General features: G+C 68.8%; 18 protein-coding genes and 1 riboswitch. Of the genes, 8 read left to right on the top strand and 10 right to left on the bottom strand.

Translation table 11 applies throughout. The features are described 5' to 3' along the window. The 3 genes from G6016_RS07435 to G6016_RS07425 form a co-directional block, all read left to right on the top strand. On the top strand, positions 1 to 383 hold a 383-nt coding region (locus G6016_RS07435), incomplete at its 5' end, for a PIG-L deacetylase family protein (protein ID WP_479682401.1). Between the two features lie 13 nt (positions 384 to 396). Beyond that, a complete protein-coding gene (locus G6016_RS07430) occupies positions 397 to 1,008 on the top strand; it encodes a methyltransferase domain-containing protein (protein WP_182632030.1) in 612 nt (203 codons plus the stop codon). Beyond that, entirely contained in the window at positions 1,005 to 2,438 is a 1,434-nt protein-coding gene (locus G6016_RS07425) for an MFS transporter (RefSeq protein WP_182632029.1), read from the top strand. Before G6016_RS07430 ends, G6016_RS07425 begins: the two co-directional genes overlap by 4 nt. On the opposite strand, the gene G6016_RS07420 is transcribed toward G6016_RS07425, so the two are convergent. After that, positions 2,365 to 3,129: a TetR/AcrR family transcriptional regulator gene (locus G6016_RS07420; protein WP_182632028.1), complete on the bottom strand. Its 765-nt coding sequence runs from the start codon at positions 3,127 to 3,129 to the stop codon at positions 2,365 to 2,367. The two genes, G6016_RS07425 and G6016_RS07420, sit on opposite strands and share 74 nt — an antisense overlap. Positions 3,130 to 3,201: 72 nt before the next feature. On the opposite strand from G6016_RS07420, the gene G6016_RS07415 reads away from it, so the two are divergent. Further along, positions 3,202 to 4,440 (top strand): oxygenase MpaB family protein, encoded by a 1,239-nt coding sequence (locus G6016_RS07415; RefSeq protein WP_182632027.1) that lies wholly within the window; start codon positions 3,202 to 3,204, stop codon positions 4,438 to 4,440. 36 nt (positions 4,441 to 4,476) lie between these two features. Here the strand turns inward: G6016_RS07415 and G6016_RS07410 are convergent, their stop codons facing one another. Both G6016_RS07410 and G6016_RS07405 read right to left on the bottom strand, forming a co-directional pair. Further along, positions 4,477 to 5,262: a nicotinamide mononucleotide transporter family protein gene (locus G6016_RS07410; protein ID WP_241729927.1), complete on the bottom strand. Its 786-nt coding sequence runs from the start codon at positions 5,260 to 5,262 to the stop codon at positions 4,477 to 4,479. Between the two features lie 100 nt (positions 5,263 to 5,362). Beyond that, positions 5,363 to 5,551, bottom strand: a riboswitch (FMN riboswitch). 226 nt (positions 5,552 to 5,777) lie between these two features. Next, positions 5,778 to 6,242: a Rieske (2Fe-2S) protein gene (locus G6016_RS07405; protein WP_241729925.1), complete on the bottom strand. Its 465-nt coding sequence runs from the start codon at positions 6,240 to 6,242 to the stop codon at positions 5,778 to 5,780. A gap of 72 nt (positions 6,243 to 6,314) precedes the next feature. Here G6016_RS07405 and G6016_RS07400 point away from each other — a divergent pair, with 72 nt between their 5' ends. Beyond that, the gene (locus G6016_RS07400) at positions 6,315 to 7,475 is read left to right on the top strand and encodes a pyridoxal phosphate-dependent aminotransferase (RefSeq protein WP_182632025.1); all 1,161 of its coding nucleotides are present in this window, start codon (positions 6,315 to 6,317) and stop codon (positions 7,473 to 7,475) included. Between the two features lie 156 nt (positions 7,476 to 7,631). Here G6016_RS07400 and G6016_RS07395 read toward each other — a convergent pair whose 3' ends face one another. The 5 genes from G6016_RS07395 to G6016_RS07375 all read right to left on the bottom strand — a co-directional run bounded on the left by G6016_RS07395 (position 7,632) and on the right by G6016_RS07375 (position 11,836). Then, positions 7,632 to 8,603 carry an NADPH:quinone oxidoreductase family protein gene (locus G6016_RS07395; protein ID WP_182632024.1) on the bottom strand — a complete coding sequence of 324 codons (972 nt, stop codon included), beginning with the start codon at positions 8,601 to 8,603 and terminating at the stop codon, positions 7,632 to 7,634. 17 nt (positions 8,604 to 8,620) lie between these two features. Then, on the bottom strand, positions 8,621 to 9,082 hold the full coding sequence (locus G6016_RS07390) for a hypothetical protein (protein WP_182632023.1): 462 nt from the start codon (positions 9,080 to 9,082) through the stop codon (positions 8,621 to 8,623). A gap of 88 nt (positions 9,083 to 9,170) precedes the next feature. Beyond that, positions 9,171 to 9,926: an ABC transporter permease gene (locus tag G6016_RS07385; RefSeq protein WP_182632022.1), complete on the bottom strand. Its 756-nt coding sequence runs from the start codon at positions 9,924 to 9,926 to the stop codon at positions 9,171 to 9,173. A gap of 81 nt (positions 9,927 to 10,007) precedes the next feature. Further along, positions 10,008 to 10,997, bottom strand: a complete 990-nt coding sequence (locus tag G6016_RS07380) for an efflux ABC transporter ATPase subunit, DrrA-related (protein ID WP_182632033.1) — start codon at positions 10,995 to 10,997, stop codon at positions 10,008 to 10,010. 176 nt (positions 10,998 to 11,173) lie between these two features. Then, entirely contained in the window at positions 11,174 to 11,836 is a 663-nt protein-coding gene (locus G6016_RS07375) for an SDR family oxidoreductase (protein ID WP_182632021.1), read from the bottom strand. A gap of 315 nt (positions 11,837 to 12,151) precedes the next feature. Here G6016_RS07375 and G6016_RS07370 point away from each other — a divergent pair, with 315 nt between their 5' ends. After that, on the top strand, positions 12,152 to 13,414 hold the full coding sequence (locus G6016_RS07370; protein ID WP_182632020.1) for a L,D-transpeptidase: 1,263 nt from the start codon (positions 12,152 to 12,154) through the stop codon (positions 13,412 to 13,414). Between the two features lie 402 nt (positions 13,415 to 13,816). Here G6016_RS07370 and G6016_RS07365 read toward each other — a convergent pair whose 3' ends face one another. Then, positions 13,817 to 15,292 carry a peptide MFS transporter gene (locus tag G6016_RS07365; protein ID WP_182632019.1) on the bottom strand — a complete coding sequence of 492 codons (1,476 nt, stop codon included), beginning with the start codon at positions 15,290 to 15,292 and terminating at the stop codon, positions 13,817 to 13,819. Positions 15,293 to 15,517: 225 nt separating this feature from the next. Here G6016_RS07365 and G6016_RS07360 point away from each other — a divergent pair, with 225 nt between their 5' ends. Next, positions 15,518 to 16,882 carry a hemolysin family protein gene (locus G6016_RS07360; RefSeq protein WP_182632018.1) on the top strand — a complete coding sequence of 455 codons (1,365 nt, stop codon included), beginning with the start codon at positions 15,518 to 15,520 and terminating at the stop codon, positions 16,880 to 16,882. Between the two features lie 41 nt (positions 16,883 to 16,923). Then, positions 16,924 to 17,979 (top strand): CNNM domain-containing protein, encoded by a 1,056-nt coding sequence (locus G6016_RS07355; RefSeq protein ID WP_182632032.1) that lies wholly within the window; start codon positions 16,924 to 16,926, stop codon positions 17,977 to 17,979. Positions 17,980 to 18,007: 28 nt separating this feature from the next. Here the strand turns inward: G6016_RS07355 and G6016_RS07350 are convergent, their stop codons facing one another. After that, positions 18,008 to 18,466 (bottom strand): DUF4112 domain-containing protein, encoded by a 459-nt coding sequence (locus G6016_RS07350; protein ID WP_422110456.1) that lies wholly within the window; start codon positions 18,464 to 18,466, stop codon positions 18,008 to 18,010. Positions 18,467 to 18,500 lie beyond the last annotated feature (34 nt).

Raw genomic sequence — 18,500 nt, 5'->3', positions numbered from 1 at the left:
GCGCGGTCGCCGCGACCCGGCCCGACGGGATCCTGACGTTCGACACGACCGGGATCAGCGGGCACCCGGACCACGTGGCCGCCACCGACGCCGCCGTGCGCGTCGCCGCCCGCCACGGGCTCGGCGTCCTGGCGTGGACCCTGCCGGAGGAGATCTGCGCGAAGTTGGACGACGACGGCTACGCGGGCTTCCTCGGCCGGCCGGCGTCAGAAATCGATCTCGTCCTGAGCGTCGACCGGACCGCCCAGCGCGCCGCCGTGGACTGTCATCCCAGCCAAGCCGTCCCCGGCAGTGTGCTGTGGAGGAGACTGGAACTCCAGGGCGACACCGAACACCTGCGTTGGCTCCGACAGAGCTACGCGACGCAAACTGATGTGAACTGAAAGGACCTCCCCCGTGGACGCAGCCGAATGGAACGCCCGCTACCTCGCGCAGCCCGACGTCTGGGGCACGACCCCGGCCGCCCGGATCGTCTCCGAGGTGACCGCCGCCGAGGACGCGGGACTGTCCGTCGGCACCGCGATCGACCTGGCCTGCGGCGACGGCCGGCACGCCCGCTGGCTCGCCGCGCACGGATGGCGGGTCGAAGCCGTGGACTTCTCCGAGGTGGCCATCGAGCAGGCACGCGACAAGGACTCCGACGAGGGTCGCAGCGGCAGCGTGGACTGGGTCGTGGGCGACGCCACCACCTGGGAGCCGGAGCAGAAGGTCGACCTGGTGGTGATCGGGTTCCTCCACCTCGAGTTGGACACGCTGGTCGACGTGCTTCGCTCGGCCGGAGGGTGGCTGCGGCCCGGCGGGCATCTGGTCTACTTGGGCCACGCCGCCGAGAACCTCCGGCGCGGCGTCGGCGGCCCGCAGGATCCCACCGTGCTCCCGGGAATCACCGAGCTCGCCCGCGGCGCCGAAGGCCTCGAGGTGGTCTCGCTGCGTCACGACCTGCGACCGGCCGGCAAGACCACCGCGGTTGACGTGCTGGTTCACGCACGGAGTTGGGTGGAGAGATGACTCAGGCGGGGGCTGGTGCCGGCTCGGACGCGGGCGCCGAGGTTTCGGCACAGGCGGCGGCGAGCGAGGTGGCGGCCGGGGTCGACCCCACGCAGCGTCGGATCCTCACGGTCCTCGTCCTGGGCCAGCTCCTCGCCGGCGCGGGACTGGCTGCCGGTGTCACGGTCGGAGCCCTGCTCGCCGAGGACCTGCTCGGCGGGCCGGGACTGTCCGGGCTGCCATCGGCGCTGTTCACCGGAGGCTCCGCTGTCGCCGCGATCCTGGTCGGACGACTCTCGCAGGCCCGTGGACGTCGGCCCGGCCTCGCGACCGGCTTCGCCTGGGGCGCGATCGGCGCTGTGGGGATCGTGGTGGCCGCAGCCCTGGGCTGGCTCCCGCTGCTGTTCCTGTCCTTCGTCGTCTACGGTTCCGGAACCGCCACCAACCTGCAGGCCCGCTACGCCGGCGCCGACCTGGCCACCGACGCGACGCGCGGGCGGTCGCTGTCCTATGTCCTGCTCGGCACCACCTTCGGAGCCGTGGCCGGACCCAACCTCGTCGGCCCCATGGGCTCGGTGGCCGACTCGCTCGGACTGCCCACCTTGGCGGGACCGTTCCTGCTCTCCGCGGTCGCGTACGGCAGCGCGGCAATCGTCATCTGGGTGCTCCTGCGCCCGGATCCACTGCTCGAGGCGCGACGCCGGGAGGCGGCCACTGCGCCTGTGAGTGGTGGCGTGGTGGGGTCGTCGTCGTCCCCAAGGGGTTCCTCTACGCCTGCTGAGACCACTTCCTCGGCGACCGACGCGGCGAGCACCACCGACCACTCCGCGACGTCCGCAGGCCCCGACCTGCCGGCGCGGCCACGCGTGTGGAACGCCGACGTGATCACCGGCGTGGTGGTGATGGCGCTGACGCAGTTCGTGATGGTCGGACTGATGACGATGACGCCGGTGCACATGCGCGCGCACGATCACGCGGTAACCGTCGTGGGCCTGGTGATCTCGCTGCACGTGGCCGCGATGTTCCTGCCCGCACCCCTGTCCGGGCTGCTGGTGGACAAGTTCGGCACGCGATCCGTGGCCGCGTCGGCCGGGGTGGTCTTGCTGGCGGCCGGGGTGCTCGCCGCTGTCGCGCCTCCAGAATCGACGGTGCTCGTCGCGGTGGCGTTGATTCTGCTGGGCGTCGGCTGGAGCCTCGGACTGGTGGCCGGCACGACCGCGCTGACAACGTCCGTTCCCACCACCGTGCGAGCGACCGTGCAGGGTCAGGCTGACGTGGCCGTGGCACTGTCCGGTGCGGCGGGCGGACTTTTGTCTGGCCTGGTTTTCGCGTGGATCGACTTCCGCGGACTCGGGTTCGCCCTCGCCGCGCTCTCGCTCATCGTGGTGGCTGCGGTACGGCCGCGGCGTCGCGGGCTTCGCGGCCGTACCGGGAGTCCCGGGCATCTCTGACGAGCAGCAGGCACAGCCTGGTGCACAGGTCCGCCAACTCCTCCGGCGACCCCTCGGGAGCCTCGAGCCAGTTGTCGAGCAGGTGATTGACGCCGCCGGCCACGAACAGTGCGGCCGGGCGAGGATCGAGCCCGTCGGCCGGGACCGCGGATGCGGCCTCGTCGATGCCGGAGTCCCCGTCATTGCTCACGCCCCCGTCATTGCCGTCGGCGACTGACCGGTCCCCCACTCCCTGCCCTATCCCGCCGTACTCCAGGATCAGGTCTGCGACGAGGTTGAGGGTTTCCAACCTGCGCTTCTCCAGGCCGGGCACACCAGCGAGGTCGGTGCTCATGATCCGGTGGAGGCTCGGGTCGGCGGCGATAATCCCGAAGAACGCGGCCAGTGCAGCCCGCAGCCGCTCACCCAGGTCGCCGTCCACCGCGAGGCTCGACTCGACGAGCGTGGTGAAGAGTTCGGTGCGGACCTCGTCGGCGACGGCCCCGACGAGCGCGCCGCGGTCGGGGAAGTGCTCGTAGAAGTACCTCGGCTGCAGTCCGGCCGACGCGCAGACCCCGCGGACGGTCACCTCACCTAGACCGGAACCACCCCAGGCCTCGCGACCGGCGGCCAGCAGTCGACGGCGACGCTCGGCGCGCCGCTCGTCGGCACTGACTCCGCCGTAGTTGCGCACCACGTCCGATCTGGCCATTGACAGGACTCTATCAGCCACTTTATGTTTTGGATCACACACGTTGCCAGAATTGAGCCGGATGGAGTCACGATGTCCACGAGCACCACGAGGCCTACGACACCACCGTCCCGGCACCCGGACGGCCCATGCCGGGTCCCGGCCGGGATCAAGGCGTTCAGCACCCTGCTCGGACACCGCGTCCCCGACGCGTCATACTTCCGCTACCTGGGCGAATGCCTGAACGTGGGCGACGCCCCGGCCGACGATCTGGTCGAGTGGATGTACTCCGACGGCATGGCCACGGCCCGGCCGATGTTCGAGCAGGCGTTGGCCGAGGGGGTCGACTCCGTGCCGGACGCTCCGGCCCCGCTCATGGAGTTCTTCCGGCTGGTGGAGGCCATCCCGAACTGGCTCGACCGCGAGCAGCTCGAACTGGGTGCCGCCGTCATGCGCAGCGGCGGCGCGGACGGGCTCTACATCGCCCGCGACGTGGCACTTTTGGGTGGGTACATGTTCTCCGGCTTCAACCAGACGCTTCTGCGAACGGGCGCCCTGGAGAAGGGACCCAACGCCCGCTTCGCTGAGACCACCCGCTGGGCGCTCGACGTGATCGCCGAGGGCGGACTCCAGGTGGGCGGCGCCGGCTACCGATCGACCGTCCGGGTGCGGATGATCCACGCCCTGGTCAGGCGGCACGTGTCCGCCATGCCCGACTGGGAGCCCGAGACCTGGGGGCTGCCGATCAACCAGACCGACATGGCGGCCACCCTGGTGGGCTCGCTGATCGCCCCGTCGGTCGGCGGGATCGCAATGGGCAAGATCAGCAAGCCGAGCGAGTATGACGCGATCGCTCACCTGACCCGCTACGTCGGACTGCTCATGGGCGTGCAGGACGACTTCCTCCCGCGCAGCTTCCGCGACGGCGTCGGCATTCTGTACCACACCTCGTGCGCCCTCTCTACACCTGACGAGACCACGCAGCTTCTCTCGCGACCGATGATCGACGACCCGCTGGGCTGGAACTACCCGCGCTTCGAGAACGTGCGCCGCCGCATCGCACGACACCAGCATCTGTCCATCACCAGCGCGTTCCTCGGGCCGTCGGCCATGCGCACGCTGGGACTGCCGACCTTCGTGCCGCCCTGGTACCCGGTCATGCGGATGCCGGTGAACCTCGCACGGTCCGTGGCCACGCTCTTCCCCGGCGGTCGGGAGCGGGCCGCGAACCGCGGTTGGGACGAGCAGGAGCATTTCATGCGGACCATGGTCTCGTCCGGCGAGGCCACCATCGGCGACTCGGCGCGGACGATCACGCACCAGGCTGCGTGATCGTCCGGGGCCGGGCGATAACCGACCGTCCGCGGCCTACCGGGCCTGCGTAATCGATTCAGGCTCCGCGGGCCCCGCAGAACCCGCGTCCCGATCGGCCCACACCGCGGTATCCGAGGCGACGAGCCCCGCCGCGCGCTCGGCGAGATCGACTCGCCACCACACTACGAACCCCCAGGTCACGAACACCGCATACACCAGGTACAGGGCCGCCGACGGGTAGTAGCCCGCCTTGAGCAGCAGCGGCACGCCCACGATGTCGACCGCGATCCACAGCAGCCAGAACTCGGTCCACCCGCGGGCCATGCCGTAGGTGGCCAGGATGGACCCGGTGAAGATCCACGCGTCCGCCCACGGCCCCCACGAGCCGAGTTGGGCAAACACCCAGCCGAAGAACAGGGTGCCGGCGATCATCCCCACGACCAGGCCGGCCCGCTGCCGCCCGGTCGCCCAGTGCGGTCGCACCGCGGCAGCCTCGGCACCGGCCTCGCCGGGCAGGGCCCCGTCGACCACGAGCGCGGCATTGCGCCGCCGTTCGCTCGACCACCGCCACCAGCCGTAGACGCCCACCGCCAGGAACATGACCTGCCGGCCGGCCTGCCCGTAGAGGTCCACGTCCTGCGGGGTGTGGAAGACGCCACCGAGGAATACGGTGAGCAGGGTGAGGTTGCCGACGATTCCGACGGGCCACGCCCAGACGACGCGGCGCATCCCGCCGATCGCGGCCGCCAGGCCGAATACGTTGCCAATGATCTCGCGCCACAGGATCGGAACTCCGCCGATCATCAACTGCGCGTCGAGGAATGAGACGAGAAGGCTCATCGTGTGCCCCTTTCACGGGCTCTTCACAGACGGCCCAGGGCTTATGCCACGTCACCCCTACTCGCCACGACCGCACAGGCCGGGGTCCGCGCGGGTGGCGCGATGTTCTCTTCCATCCGGACTATGACCGTCGGCCCCGGGATCCAACCGGGTCTGCTGACCCCCGCTCGTGATCGCCCCGGAAACATCCGGGCCGCCGCGAATGCGGGGCGCTCGCGGGCTCGCCGCCGGTCATGGGACCGGTGACATCACCGCCGGTGGGGAATCTCACCCCGCCCTGAGAACGTGTCTTAATCTCTACCCCTGCGCGCGCGCCACCGCAACCCGGGGCCGAGTCAGCCAACCACCGACCTCACAGGACGCTGCGCGCAACGACTCAACACACATGCGCCATCGAGCAGAGGGTTCGGCGCACTTGCTTCTCGAGCGATGCGGGCTGAACTCTCTTCGCGTTGGCTAGGGCCGCGGGCCGGCCGCCGCCGCACCCCAGGCCAAGCACCGCAACCCGGCCCACCTCAGCCCAGGACGAGCTTGTCCCCCTGCACCGCGACGGGCACGGCGTCGAGCGGCCGCGGCGCGGGCGCGAGGGTGTTGGCCCCGTCGGTGGCGTCGTACTCGGCGCCGTGGAGCGGGCAGCGCAGCGTCATCCCCTTGACGACCTGCACGTTTCCACCCTGGTGGGTGCACACGGCGGAGTAGGCCACGAACTCGCCCTCGCTGGGCTGCGCCACGATCACGTTCTCGCCCCCGGCATCGACCTGCTTGGCGGTGCCGACGGGGATCTCGGCGGCGTCGATGGTCGTCGACGGAACGGTGGTGGTCTCCTGCACGGTCGAGGCGGGCTCGGGCGGCGGGGTCATGCCGCACGCGGAGAGGATTCCGGGCAGGATCGCGATCCCGGGCAGTGCCAGCAGGACCGCGCGACGCTGGGTGCACGGTCCGACGCGGGTGACGGACGTGGCGGCGTGAGGATCGGTCATGTCCCCCATCGTATCGCTCCCCGCGTGGTACCGACCCCCACCCGCGGTCCCGGCCCGCCCTAGGCTGCTCCCATGACGGTCCCCAGACTCGCCCCGCACGCCACGACCATCTTCGCCGAGGTGTCCCAGCTCGCCACCAGGCACGATGCGATCAATCTGGGCCAGGGTTTCCCGGATACCGACGGTCCCGGGTCGATGATCGAGGCCGCCGTGCGGGCATTGCGCGAGGGCCACAACCAGTATCCGCCGGGCCCGGGCGTCACCGAGCTGCGCCACGCGATCGCGGACGTCGAGCGCGCCAGTACCGGCCTTGTGCGCGATCCCGACTCCGAGGTTCTGGTGACGGTCGGCGCGACGGAGGCCATCGCGGGTGCGGTGGTGGGGTTGGTTGACGACGACGACGAGGTCGTCGTCATCGAGCCGTACTACGACTCCTATGCCGCGACCATCGCGATGGCCGGAGCGGTCCGCAATTCTGCTCGGTTGGTCTTGTCGGACGGTCGGTTCCGGTTGGACGTCGGCTCGCTGCGGGCGGCTTTTTCTCCGCGGACGCGGGCCATCATCGTCAACACGCCGCATAATCCGACGGGGGCGGTGTTGCCGCGTGAGGATCTGGAGGAGATCGCGGCGTTGTGCCGGGAGTTCGACGCGATCGCGATCTCCGATGAGGTCTACGAGCACCTCACCTTCGATGGCATAGAGCACATCTCCATCGCCACGTTGCCGGGGATGGCGGAGCGGACGTTGCGCATTTCCAGCGCGGGCAAGATGCTCAACTGCACCGGTTGGAAGGTGGGCTGGGTGACGGGGCCGGCGGAGCTCGTCGCGGGGGTGCGTACCGCGAAGCAGTACATGAGCTTCACCGGTGCGACGCCGCTGCAGATCGCGGTGGCGCATGCGCTGCGTCACGAGCAGGAGTGGATCACGTCTCTGCGGAGCGGCATGCAGGATCGACGCGATCAGCTCGCGACCGTGCTCGAGGGCGTGGGGTTCGATCTCGTCGTCGCCCAGGGAACCTATTTCGTGACCGCCGATCCGCGCCCGCTCGGGGTGACCGACGCGGCGGCGTGGTGCCTCGAACTCCCGGAGCGGATCGGCGTGGCGGCGGTGCCGTTCACGCCGTTCGTCGACACGTTCGCCGACGAGTGGTCGCACCTGGTGCGGTTCGCGTACTGCAAGCGCCCGGAGGTGCTGGACGAGGCGGGTCGCCGCCTGCAGTCGCTCACGCGCTGACCGCGGCCCGAGGGCGAGGTCGACGTGGTGGTGGACGTGGAGATGGAGTTGAAGTTGGAGTTCAGCGCCCGCCCTGACCTGCTACGCACCACGAACTCCACACCAACTCCAACATTTCCAAAAAGTTGGAGTTCACCGCCGCAGCGGCGCCGCGACTCAACGCCCGTGGGTGAGCACGATCTTGCCCACGGCGCCGCGGCCGTCCATGAGTTCGAGCGCCTCGGTGGCCTTCTCCAGCGGAAGTTCCGCTCCGACGAGCGGGTCGAGCTTGCCGGCAGCCAACAGCGGCTGCACGTCCGCCCACTGCTTCTGGAGGTAGCCGGGGTTGCTCATCCAGTACTCGCCCCAGCCCACGCCCACGGCGCTCTTGTTGCCGAGCAGCAGGCGGTTGACCTTGACCGTGGGAATCTCGCCGGCGGTGAACCCGATGACGAGGATCCGCCCCTCCTGGCCGAGGGCGCGGATCGAGTCAGTGAACCGGTCGCCGCCCACGGGGTCAACGACGATGTCGACGCCCTTCCCGCCGGTGAGCTCCTTCGCGGCGTCCTTGAATCCCTCGGGCGCGATGGCGTCCGACGCACCGGCCCTCAGGGCCAGCGCGCGCTTGTCCTCGGTGGAGGCCACGGCGATCACGCGGGCGCCCAGTGCAGTCGCGAATTGGGTCGCGGCGATCCCGATCCCGCCGCCGGCCCCGTGGACGAGCACCGTCTCGCCGGCCTTGAGCTGCCCGCGGTGGGCTAGCGCGAAGTGCACGGTGAGGACGTTCATGGGCACCGACGCGCCCTGGACGAAGGTCAGGGAATCCGGCAGCGGAAACACCTGCGACGGATCGGTGGCCACCACACCGGCGAATCCGCCGAGCCCGGGGAAGGCGCACACGCGGTCGCCGGCGGCGAAGCCTGATCCCTCGGGGGCCGAGCGGACCACTCCGGCGATCTCGGAGCCCGGCACGAACGGCAACGGCGGCGAGATCTGGTACTTGCCGCGGGTCTGCAGGACCTCGGGAAACGTCACGCCCGAGGCGTGCACATCGATGAGAACCTGACCGTCCTGCGCCTCCGGCTCGGGGATGTCGACGACCTCGAGGGCGGCGGGTCCGTCATGACTGGAGATATGAATGGCTCGCATGCGGTCCATCATGTCAGTCACAGTCGCGGCGCGTCGTCGCGGTCACCGCCGCGCACCACCGCATTGGGGTCGCGCTGCCGCCGACGCTGCAGGACGTGCAGCCCCAGCCCGAGCGCCACGACCACCTGACCGATCTGGAACGCCAGCGCCATCATGATGAACTCACGCCCGAAGGCTGTGGGCATCAGCAGGAACAGCGCACAGGCGAACAACAGGATCACGGTGAGAATCTGGCCGCCCGCCATGAGTATCCGGGGAAAGGAAATGAGACGACGACGAGACGCCATGAGCACGGAGTTCAACGCGATGAGCAGACTCACCGGAACACCGATCTGTGCCGGGAACAGGAATAACACCGGAAATAAAGGGTGCGTACTCAGCGTGACCGTTCCCTCGATCAGGAACTGTGGGACGCTCCAGAGCGCCGTGAGCAGGGCACAGATCACCGTGATCCACGAACCGCCCACCAGGATCTTCACCTGTGGAGGATAACCCTGAGCCCGCCGATGGCGTACCACGACACCGCCGGTGGAGCGCGAGTCACGCTCGCTCCGGGCCACTGAGGGATCAGGCGTTCTCCTTCCGGAACACCCGGGTGCCCCACCAGACGGCCAGCACGAACAGGACCACGGCCCACAGGATCCCCCACAGCATCGTGGAGGCGACAAAGGTTCCGGCGAACGCCGAGCGCGCGGTGTCGACGATGTAGCGGAACGGGATGAAGTCGGAGACCCGCTCGAGCCAGGCCGGTCCGAGCGTCATGGGCAGCAGGATGCCCGACAGCAGCATGATCGGCATCATGAGCATGTTCGTCAGGGGTGCCATGACCTCTTCGCTCTTGGCGGTGAGCGCCAGTGCATTGGAGGCGGCGGCCCCTGCGGCTCCGGTGAGGAGGGTCAGCCCGATACCCAGCGCGACGCCCTGGATAGGGGCTTCCATCCCCATCGCGTAGCCCAGGCCGACGAGGATCAGTGCCTGCACCAGGAGCTGCAGGACGTCACGCAAGACGCGGCCGAACAGCAGCGCGGTCCGGTTGGCCGGGGTCACGCGCTCGGCCTCTACCACGCCTTCGCGCCACTCGGCGATGAGCCCGAATCCGGCGAACAGCGCCCCGAAGATGCCGAGCTGCACGAGCAGGCCCGGCACGAAGAAGGTGTAGGCGTTGGTCGCCCCGAACTGTTCGGTCAGGGGCGTGAGCAGTGGGGCGAACAGCAGAAGGTACAGGACCGGCTGCATGATGCCGATGAGTACCCAGGCCGGGTTACGCAGGTTCGTTCGCAATTGCCGACGGAAGATGATGAACGACTCGCGGAAGAAGGTCACTGCTGGACTCCTGGCGGGGCTCGGATAAGTGTGGGCTGCGGGCGTGGATGCCGGTGTGGTGCGGGTGCGGGTGGCGACTGTCTAGCTGTCCCGGAGGGAACGGCCGGTCAGGTCGAGGAACACGTCGTCGAGGGATGGGCGGGTCACGTCGACGGAGACGAGCGTGATGCCGGCTGAATCCATGCCCCGGACGATGTCCGGCAGCGCCAGCGCGGCCCTGTCGATCCGTGCGGCGAGTCGGTTCTCGTCGACAGTGACCTCGCCCGGTGCCCGTCCACTCGGCCCCGCCCCGGATCGCATGGCCCGGTCGAGCACCCCGGCGGCGTCAGCAACACGTGCGGGGTCAGCGACCTCGATCTCCACGAGATCCCCGGACACCTGCCGCTTGAGATTCTCGGCGGTGTCCTCCGCCACGACCTGCCCGTGATCGATGATCACGATCCGATCGCTCAGCGCGTCCGCCTCGTCGAGGTAGTGGGTGGTGAGGAAAACGGTTGCACCGCGGCGTTCCCGCAGGCCACGGATGTGCTGCCAGAGGTTGGCGCGGGCCTGCGGGTCCAGACCTGTGGTCGGCTCGTCGAGGAAAACCAGCGAGGGCGAGTGGACGAGACCCATCACCACGTCGAGCCGACGCCGCTGGCCGCCCGACATCTTGGCGCACTTGCGGTCCCACAACCCGTCCAGTTCGAGCTCGTCGAACAGGGTTCGCGCATGGGACGTGGCATCCGCACGGGACATCCCGTAGAGCATCGCGTGGTCGACGACCTCCTCCCCAGCCCGGGTCTCCGAACCGGTGGAGCCGACCTGGGAGACGTAGCCGATCCTGCGACGAACCTCGGCGGACTGCGTCACCACGTCGTACCCGGCGACGGTCGCCTCGCCGGCGGTTGGGCGCAGCAGGGTGGTCAGCATCCGCAGCGTGGTGGTCTTCCCCGCGCCGTTCGGCCCGAGGAAGCCGACCACCTCGCCCTCGGCCACGTCGATGTCGACGCCGGCGACCGCGTGCACCTCGACCTTCTCCCGGCCCTTTCGGCTCTGGAACGTCTGGCGCAGCCCGCGGGCTCGAATCATCATGTGCAAGGGCTCCCGGAGGTCGGCGACTACGAAGCGAATCCTAGACCCGCAGATGAGGATTCGGCAGACACACTTTCCCCGGGCAGCGCGTCAACACCATTCGCGAACGGCCCCTCGTCTCACCACGCGAGGACCTTCGCCGATCCACTCGTGCGTGAGGGCGCCCCGCCGAGTTACTCGCGCGTGAGCGCCTCGCCGATCGGGGTGTCGCCGTCCGAGAATTCGATGGTCCGGCCCACGGTGTCGGGCCGACGAAGCACCGCCGCGATCACATCGGCAACCACATCACGGCTGGTTTTACGGTCCTCACGCTTGTCGTCACCCACGCCGATCGACTCATTTCCGGGCTCCTCGGTGAGAGCGCCCGGCCCGAGGATCGTCCACTTGAGCTTCGATTCGCGCAGGTGCTCATCCGCGGCGGCCTTGGCCTCGGCATACGGGAAGAAGGAGCTGTCCTCGGCCACGCCATGGTCCTTGCCTGCCCCGTCGTAGGACACCATCACGTAGCGCTCGATACCCTCTGCCTCGCAGGCCTCCATCGAGCGGATGGCCGCATCGCGATCCACGGCGTACGTGCGCTCGGGATTGCCGCCCCCGGCGCCGGCGGACCAGACCACCGAGCCACTGCCCCGCAGGACTTCACGCAAACCGTCGTCGTCGACCTTTTCCACGTCAGCCACCACCGGGGTGGCTCCGGCCGCTCGCACGTCGTCGGCGTGCTCAGGGTTGCGGATCACCGAATACACGTCGGCACCCGCTTCCGACAGGATCCGCGCGGCGCGCAGGGCCACCTTGCCGTGGCCGCCGATGATGGTCACTGGACGATCGATTCCCATGCCCTCCGTTCTACCCGCTGCCCGCGATGCCGGGGCGCGGCGACCGGAAACGACGCGCGACGGAGCACCCGCGCGGGACCGGCCCGCACGCGGCGACCCACCACACCCCCAGCTGAGACGCAGGTCACAGGATGTGAGCGGGAAACACTCCGGCCGGTCACAACTCCGCAACGACACGCCGACCACAGGGGTTTCGGTTCGCTGTGTGTCGTACCCGACAGGCATCATGTGGACGTACGCCGGTACTCACCGGCCGATCCCACGTCGTGCCCCACGTGCTACCTACGTCTCACGCTGTTGTCTCTGGAGTAATGCATGTCCCTGTCCCGGCCCGCCGGCCCCGCGCGCCCGGCGGCACTGGTCCCGTTCGCCCTGCTCGCAGGATTGGCCGCCCTGATCCTCATCATCTCCGGATGCACGGTGCCCGTCCCCACCGGCTCCGCCGGTGAGACCACGCCAGGGGTCGAGACGTCCGAGGCGCCCGCCCCGGCCGAACTCACGGTCACCCCCAAGGACGGGGCGACCGGCGTGGCGATCCGCGACGGCGTCTCGGCCACCGTCACCGACGGCACGCTGACCGAAGTCGTTCTCACTAACGATTCCGGCAAGGAGATCGAGGGCACCATCTCCGCGGACGGCACCGAGTGGATGCCGGACATCCCGCTCGGCTACGGACGCACCTACACGCTCGAGACCACCTACAAGGGCGAAGCCGGCGCACCGAAGACCGACAAGCGCTCGTTCACCATGGCCAACCCGCAGTCCGTCGTGGACGCGAGCCTGGTGACCACCGGCGGCGCGCCACTGGAGTCCGGCCGCGAGTACGGCGTGGGCATCGTCATCGCCGCCAAGTTCGACCAGCCGGTGGCCGACCGCGCCAAGGTCGAGGAGCACATGACCGTCACCACCAGACCCGAGGTCGAGGGCAACTGGTACTGGCTCAACGACTCCAATGCGCACTGGCGCCCCAAGGAGTACTACGCCACCGGCACCGAGGTGTCGGTGAACCTGGACCTTGAGGGCCGTGACCTCGGCGACGGCCAGTGGGGCGGCAGCGACGAGTCCGTGGACTTCTCGATCGGCGAGCGCCGCGTGGCGATCGTCGACGACGCCGACAAGATGGTCAACGTCTTCCACAACCGGGAGTTGGTCAAGTCCCTGCCCACGTCGATGGGCAAGGGCGGCTGGGCCACCTACGGCAACACGACCATGCACTTCTGGACACAGCCGGGTAACTACACGGTCCTCGACAAGTCGAGTTCCGTGCTCATGGACTCCTCGACCTATGGCCTGCCGCTATCGGCCGGCTACAAGGTCACCGTCGCCAACGGTGTCCGACTCACCAACGACGGCATCTACTTCCACGCCCTCGAGTCGTCCATGTGGGCCCAGGGCAACACCAACACCTCGCACGGCTGCCTCAACCTGTCCCCCACCGACGCGCAGTGGTACTTCGACCAGGCCGTCACCGGCGACGTCGTGGAGGTCAAGGGTACCGGCGGACCCGAGCTGGGCGTGTGGCAGAACGGCGACTGGTCCGTGCCCTGGGAAGAGTGGCAGACCGGATCGGCCGACTGAGGCTGAGCGCTGAGCCCCGAGCGCTGAGCGCTGAGCGCTGAGCCCCAGAGAATCCGCTGTTCCGAGGAATCGGAGCAGCGGGTTCTTTGTGCCAGGGGCTCTTGCGCCCGGTGCGTCGGATTTGGCCGGGCCGGGCCGCACTGACCTGGGCTGACCCGCACTCGCCTGGCTGGTCATGGCTGAACTGGTCTGGCCTTGGCTCGCCCCACCATCGCGCAGAGGGTTCCGCACACATCTACTCGCACGATGCGGGACGAAGTCACTTCTCGATGACGTGGGCGGGAGCGATGCGATGCAGAAAGGCCCCGGGAACGTGTCCCGGGGCCCTTCTGCTGCCGACACAGACTGTGCGGCGTTGAGTAATTCCGTACGACGGGGCGAGGCGCCAGACCGCTGGCCGGGTCAGCGAACGCCCATCATGTTCTTGCGGATCCACGGCGACAGCAGCGCGATCACCACGGCCACCGCGATCGACGCGATGCCCAGGACCAGGAAGTACATGCGCTCGGCGCCGGCATCCGTCGGGTCGTAGTAGCCGGCCAGCACACCGGAGAGCGCACTGCCGATGGAGACGGTGAGGAAAAACAGCGCCACCATCTGGGTCTTGAACGCCTGCGGTCCGAGCTTGGTCGCCAGTGACTGCCCGACCGGTGAGAGCAGCAGCTCGGCCATGGTGAACAGGAACAGGATTCCGACGATGCCCAGAATCGGCGTGGACTCGTGGCCGACGAACAGCAGGAAGGTCAGGGCCGCAATTCCCATGATGAGGTTCGCGAGGGCGAACTTCATCGGTGTGGACGGCTGGCGGTCGCCGAGCTTGACCCACATCGTGGCGAAGACCGCCGCGAAGATGATGATGAACAGCGGATTGATCGACTGCACCCAGCTGGCGGGGATCTCCCAGTTGCCGATATTGCGGTTCAGCCGCTGATCGGAGTAGATCGCGATCACGGTGAACTGCTGCTGGAACAGGGCCCAGAACATCACCGAAGCCAGGAACATCGGAATGAAGGAGAGGACCCGGCGACGCTCGTCGGGCTGGGTCTTGCTGCTGCCGAGCAACATAGCGAACAGTGCCACCGCACCGATCGTGGCGATCGCGGTGACGATGGCGGCCAACGATTCGAGTGCCACCGCACCGGTCGCGAAGGCCACGACGATGAGTACGACGACCACAATGGCGCCCGCGAAATACGGAAGCCAGCGCGAGCGGGGCAAGGGATTCGGAACGACCGAACCGACGCCCTTGAGAGTGGAACCACGCATGACCACGTACTGGATCAGACCGATCGCCATGCCGACCGCGGCGGCACCGAATCCCCAGTGGAAACCGTGGGTGTCCCACAATGCGCCGGTGACCAGCGGACCGAGCAGCCCGCCGATATTGACGGCCATGTAGTAGATCGAGAACGCCGCGTCGCGCCGGTGATCCACCAGCGTGTACATGTCTCCGATGACGGTCGAACTCGTGGCCTTGAGGGTGCCGGCGCCAACAGCGACGAGCACCAGGCCGATCCCCAGTCCGATCGCGCCGGGGACCAACGCCAGGGACAGGTGGCCGACCATGATCATCACGGCCGCACCGAACAGGGTGCGTTCGGCTCCGAAGAGCCGGTCGGACACCCAACCGCCGAGGATGGCGGAGGCGTAGACCGTTCCGCCGTACGCGCCGACGATCGAGGTGGCGATTTGCTCGGAGTAGCCCAGGCCACCCTCGCCGACCGAGTAATAGATGTAGTAGGCCAGTAGGCCCTGCATGCCGTAGAAGCTGAAGCGCTCCCACAGTTCGATGCCAGAGAGGTTGGCCAGACCGAGTGGGTGACCGAAGAATCTACGGTCGGAATCGGCGAGAGCCACCTCGGGGTTCCGAGTTGTCATGTCAGACAGTGGTACTCCTGCAAAGCCCATGTGACAAACCAGTGTTCTTCGCCACCCGCGCAAGGTGGGAGTCGACAATCCCGCGCGTGGACGGGAGAATAGGCGATTCATCCCGAGAACTTCCACTCGGGAACCCCATGAGAGAAGCGCAGGAGCACCTCCAGTGAGCCGAGCCGACACCCCGGCCCGATCTAGCCGCCCCCTTCACGGAAGGGGGCACACCGGATGAGCATCGCGCTCTCACTACTCATTGGCGTCGTAGTGGTCCTCGCGATCACCGCGATGACGGGCTACTTCGTGGCCCAGGAATTCGCATTCATGGCGGTAGACCGCTCCCGCATGGGCGCCGCCGCCGAAAAGGGCGACGCGGCCGCGAAGCGGGTTCTCGGCGTCACCCGCCGCACCTCATTCATGCTCTCGGGCGCGCAGCTCGGCATCACCATCACCACCCTGGTCGTGGGCTATGTGGCCGAACCGCTCATCGGCCGTGCGCTCGGCGAACTGCTCGGCCTCGCATCCGTCCCGCAGGGGGTCGGCGTGGCCGTGGGCACCGTGCTGGCACTGCTGTTCTCGACCGTGGTCCAGATGATCTTCGGCGAGCTGGTCCCCAAGAACCTGGCGATCGCCCGGCCCGAGCCTGTCGCCCGCTGGCTGGCCCGCTCCACCACCATCTACCTGGCCGTGTTCGGCTGGCTCATTAGCCTGTTCGACAAGGCCTCCGAGGGACTGCTCCGGTTGGTCGGCATCGAGCCGGTCCACGACAAGGAGCATTCGGCCACCGCTCGCGACCTCGAGCACATCGTCGCCGAGTCCGGCGAGACCGGCGAACTCTCCCCCGAGCTCAGCCGGCTGCTGGACCGGATGCTCGACTTCCCCGGCCAGCCCGCCGAGCACGCCATGGTCCCGCGTTCGCGCACCGACGTGGTGCGCGGTGAGGACACCGTGTGCGACGTGCTGTCCCGGATGGCGAAGGGCCACACCCGGTACCCGGTGGTCGGTGAGGATTCCGACGACGTGATCGGCGTGGTGGACCTGCACGACCTGCTCGCGGTGTCTGATGACGACTCACAGGACACCACCCTGCTCCGGGTGTCCGAGCTGATGCGCGCCCCGATCGTGGTGCCCACCTCCCTGCCCCTTCCCGAGGTCGCGAGCAGGTTGCACACCGCCGACGCCGAAATGGCCGTGGTGGTGGACGAGTACGGCGGGTTCGCCGGCGTGGTGACCATGGAGGACATGGCCGAGGAGATCGTCGGCGAGATCGTCGACGAGCACGACCCCCAGGCCGCGGCGGGCATCCCCGTCAGTGAGGGCGACGGCTGGGTGGTCAGCGGTGACACCCACCTCGACGAGGTGGAGCGTCTGCTCGACGTGACCCTGCCCGACACCGACGCCGAGACCCTTGGCGGCCTGGTCATCGAGACCTCCGGCGATCTGCCCGACGTGGGCGACCGCGTGGACGTGGACCTGCCCGACACCGACGTGTTCGAGGAGTTGTCCCGTTCCCGGATCCTGCGCACCGAGGTGCGGCAGGTCGAACGTCGGGTGCCGGCCCAGCTGTACGTGGCGGTCGAGGAGGCTGCCCGATGATGACCATGACCCATCTCGCCGCCGAAGCACCGTCGGGAATCATGAGTAACCCGCTCGTCGTGGTGGCCATCACCGCACTACTCATCGTGGCGTCGGCGTTCTTCGTCGCCGTGGAGTTCTCCCTGATCTCCGCACGCCGCCACCGCCTGGAGGATGCGGCCGCCACGAGCGTCGCCGCACGTGCCGCCCTGCGCAACGCCTCCGAACTGACGCTGCTGCTGGCGGGCGCCCAGCTCGGCATCACCCTGGCCGCGCTCGCCCTCGGCTCGATCACCAAGCCGGCCGTGCACCACTGGCTCACCCCACTGTTCACCAGCTGGGGCCTGCCGTTGTGGTCGGCCGATGTCATCGCGTTCATCCTCGCGCTGATCATCGTGACGTTCCTGCACCTGGTGGTGGGTGAGATGGCGCCCAAGTCATGGTCCATCGCCCATCCTGAGTACTCGGCGTCGCTACTGGCGCTGCCGATGCGGGGGTTCCTGTGGGTGACCCGCCCGCTGCTGCTCCTGCTCAACAACACGGCCAACAAGATCCTCCACGCGCTCGGCGTGGAGACCAAGGACGAGGTCTCGGCGGGCCAGGATGCCGACTCGCTGCGCGAGCTGGTGCGCCACTCCGGCGAGGCCGGCACGCTCGACCAGTCGCGCCAGCGTCAGCTGCTCAGCGCCCTCGAGCTCCAGGAGCTCACCGTGGGCGATCTGCTCGGCGAGCGCGAGGCCGACGCTCCCGCGACCGAGTCCGAGATGTCGTCGGTGTCGGTCGACGCGAGCCCGGAGGAGATCCGCGAGACCGCCCGCCGGACGGGCCACCTGCGTCTGCTGGTGCTGGAGAACGACACGGCCGCCGGCGTGGTGCACGCACGCGACTCGATCGGGGTGGCCGACACCGCCACCGCCCGCGACCTCATGCGCCCGTGCCTTTCCCTGGAGCAAGATCTGTCCGTCGCCGAGGCATTCCGCCGGATGCGTGATTCGCGGGCACACCTCGTCGTCGTCGAACAATCCGGCGACCACCCGGGCACCCGCGTCTCCGAGGTGCGCGGCGTCGTCACCCTCGACGACGTGGTCCGGCGCCTCCTCCCAGTGACCTCCGGCTAGCGGCGCGGCGCGCAGCGAGGCCAGCCTTCTAGAATAGCCCGATCAGCTTGAGCAGGCCCCACAGCGCCAGGCCGGCCATGCCGAGCAGGATCAACAGCATCAGGGCCACCGCGCCCACCGCCCGCAGAATGTAGCCGCGGGCGGTGGTGTCGATGGTCTTGCCCTCGGCGATCGTGCGGTTGACCAGGCGCAGGTTCTTGGACGTGGCCTTGTGCGCCACATCGGCCACGTCGCCGACGAACGGGATCGTGCCCAGCACCGCGTCGACCAGGTAATTCCAGCCGATGCGGAACAGGATCCGCACCGGCACGCGGTTGCGGACGGCCTCCACCATCACGACCCCCGCCACCACGATTCCCACCGCGTCGCCGACGCCGGGCACGAGCCCGATCACCGGGTCGACGCCCACGCGGTAGCGGGTGCCGGGGATGCGGACGAGGTCGTCGAGGACGCGCGCGATGCCGGAGGTCAGGGGCGAGCTCGGCACGCGGGCGGCGGGGGCTGCATCCGCGGGCGCCGGG

It is taken from the genome of Dietzia aerolata, assembly GCF_014144865.1.
Lineage (GTDB): Bacteria > Actinomycetota > Actinomycetes > Mycobacteriales > Mycobacteriaceae > Dietzia > Dietzia aerolata.
This window is presented reverse-complemented; position numbering and strand designations above follow the sequence as displayed.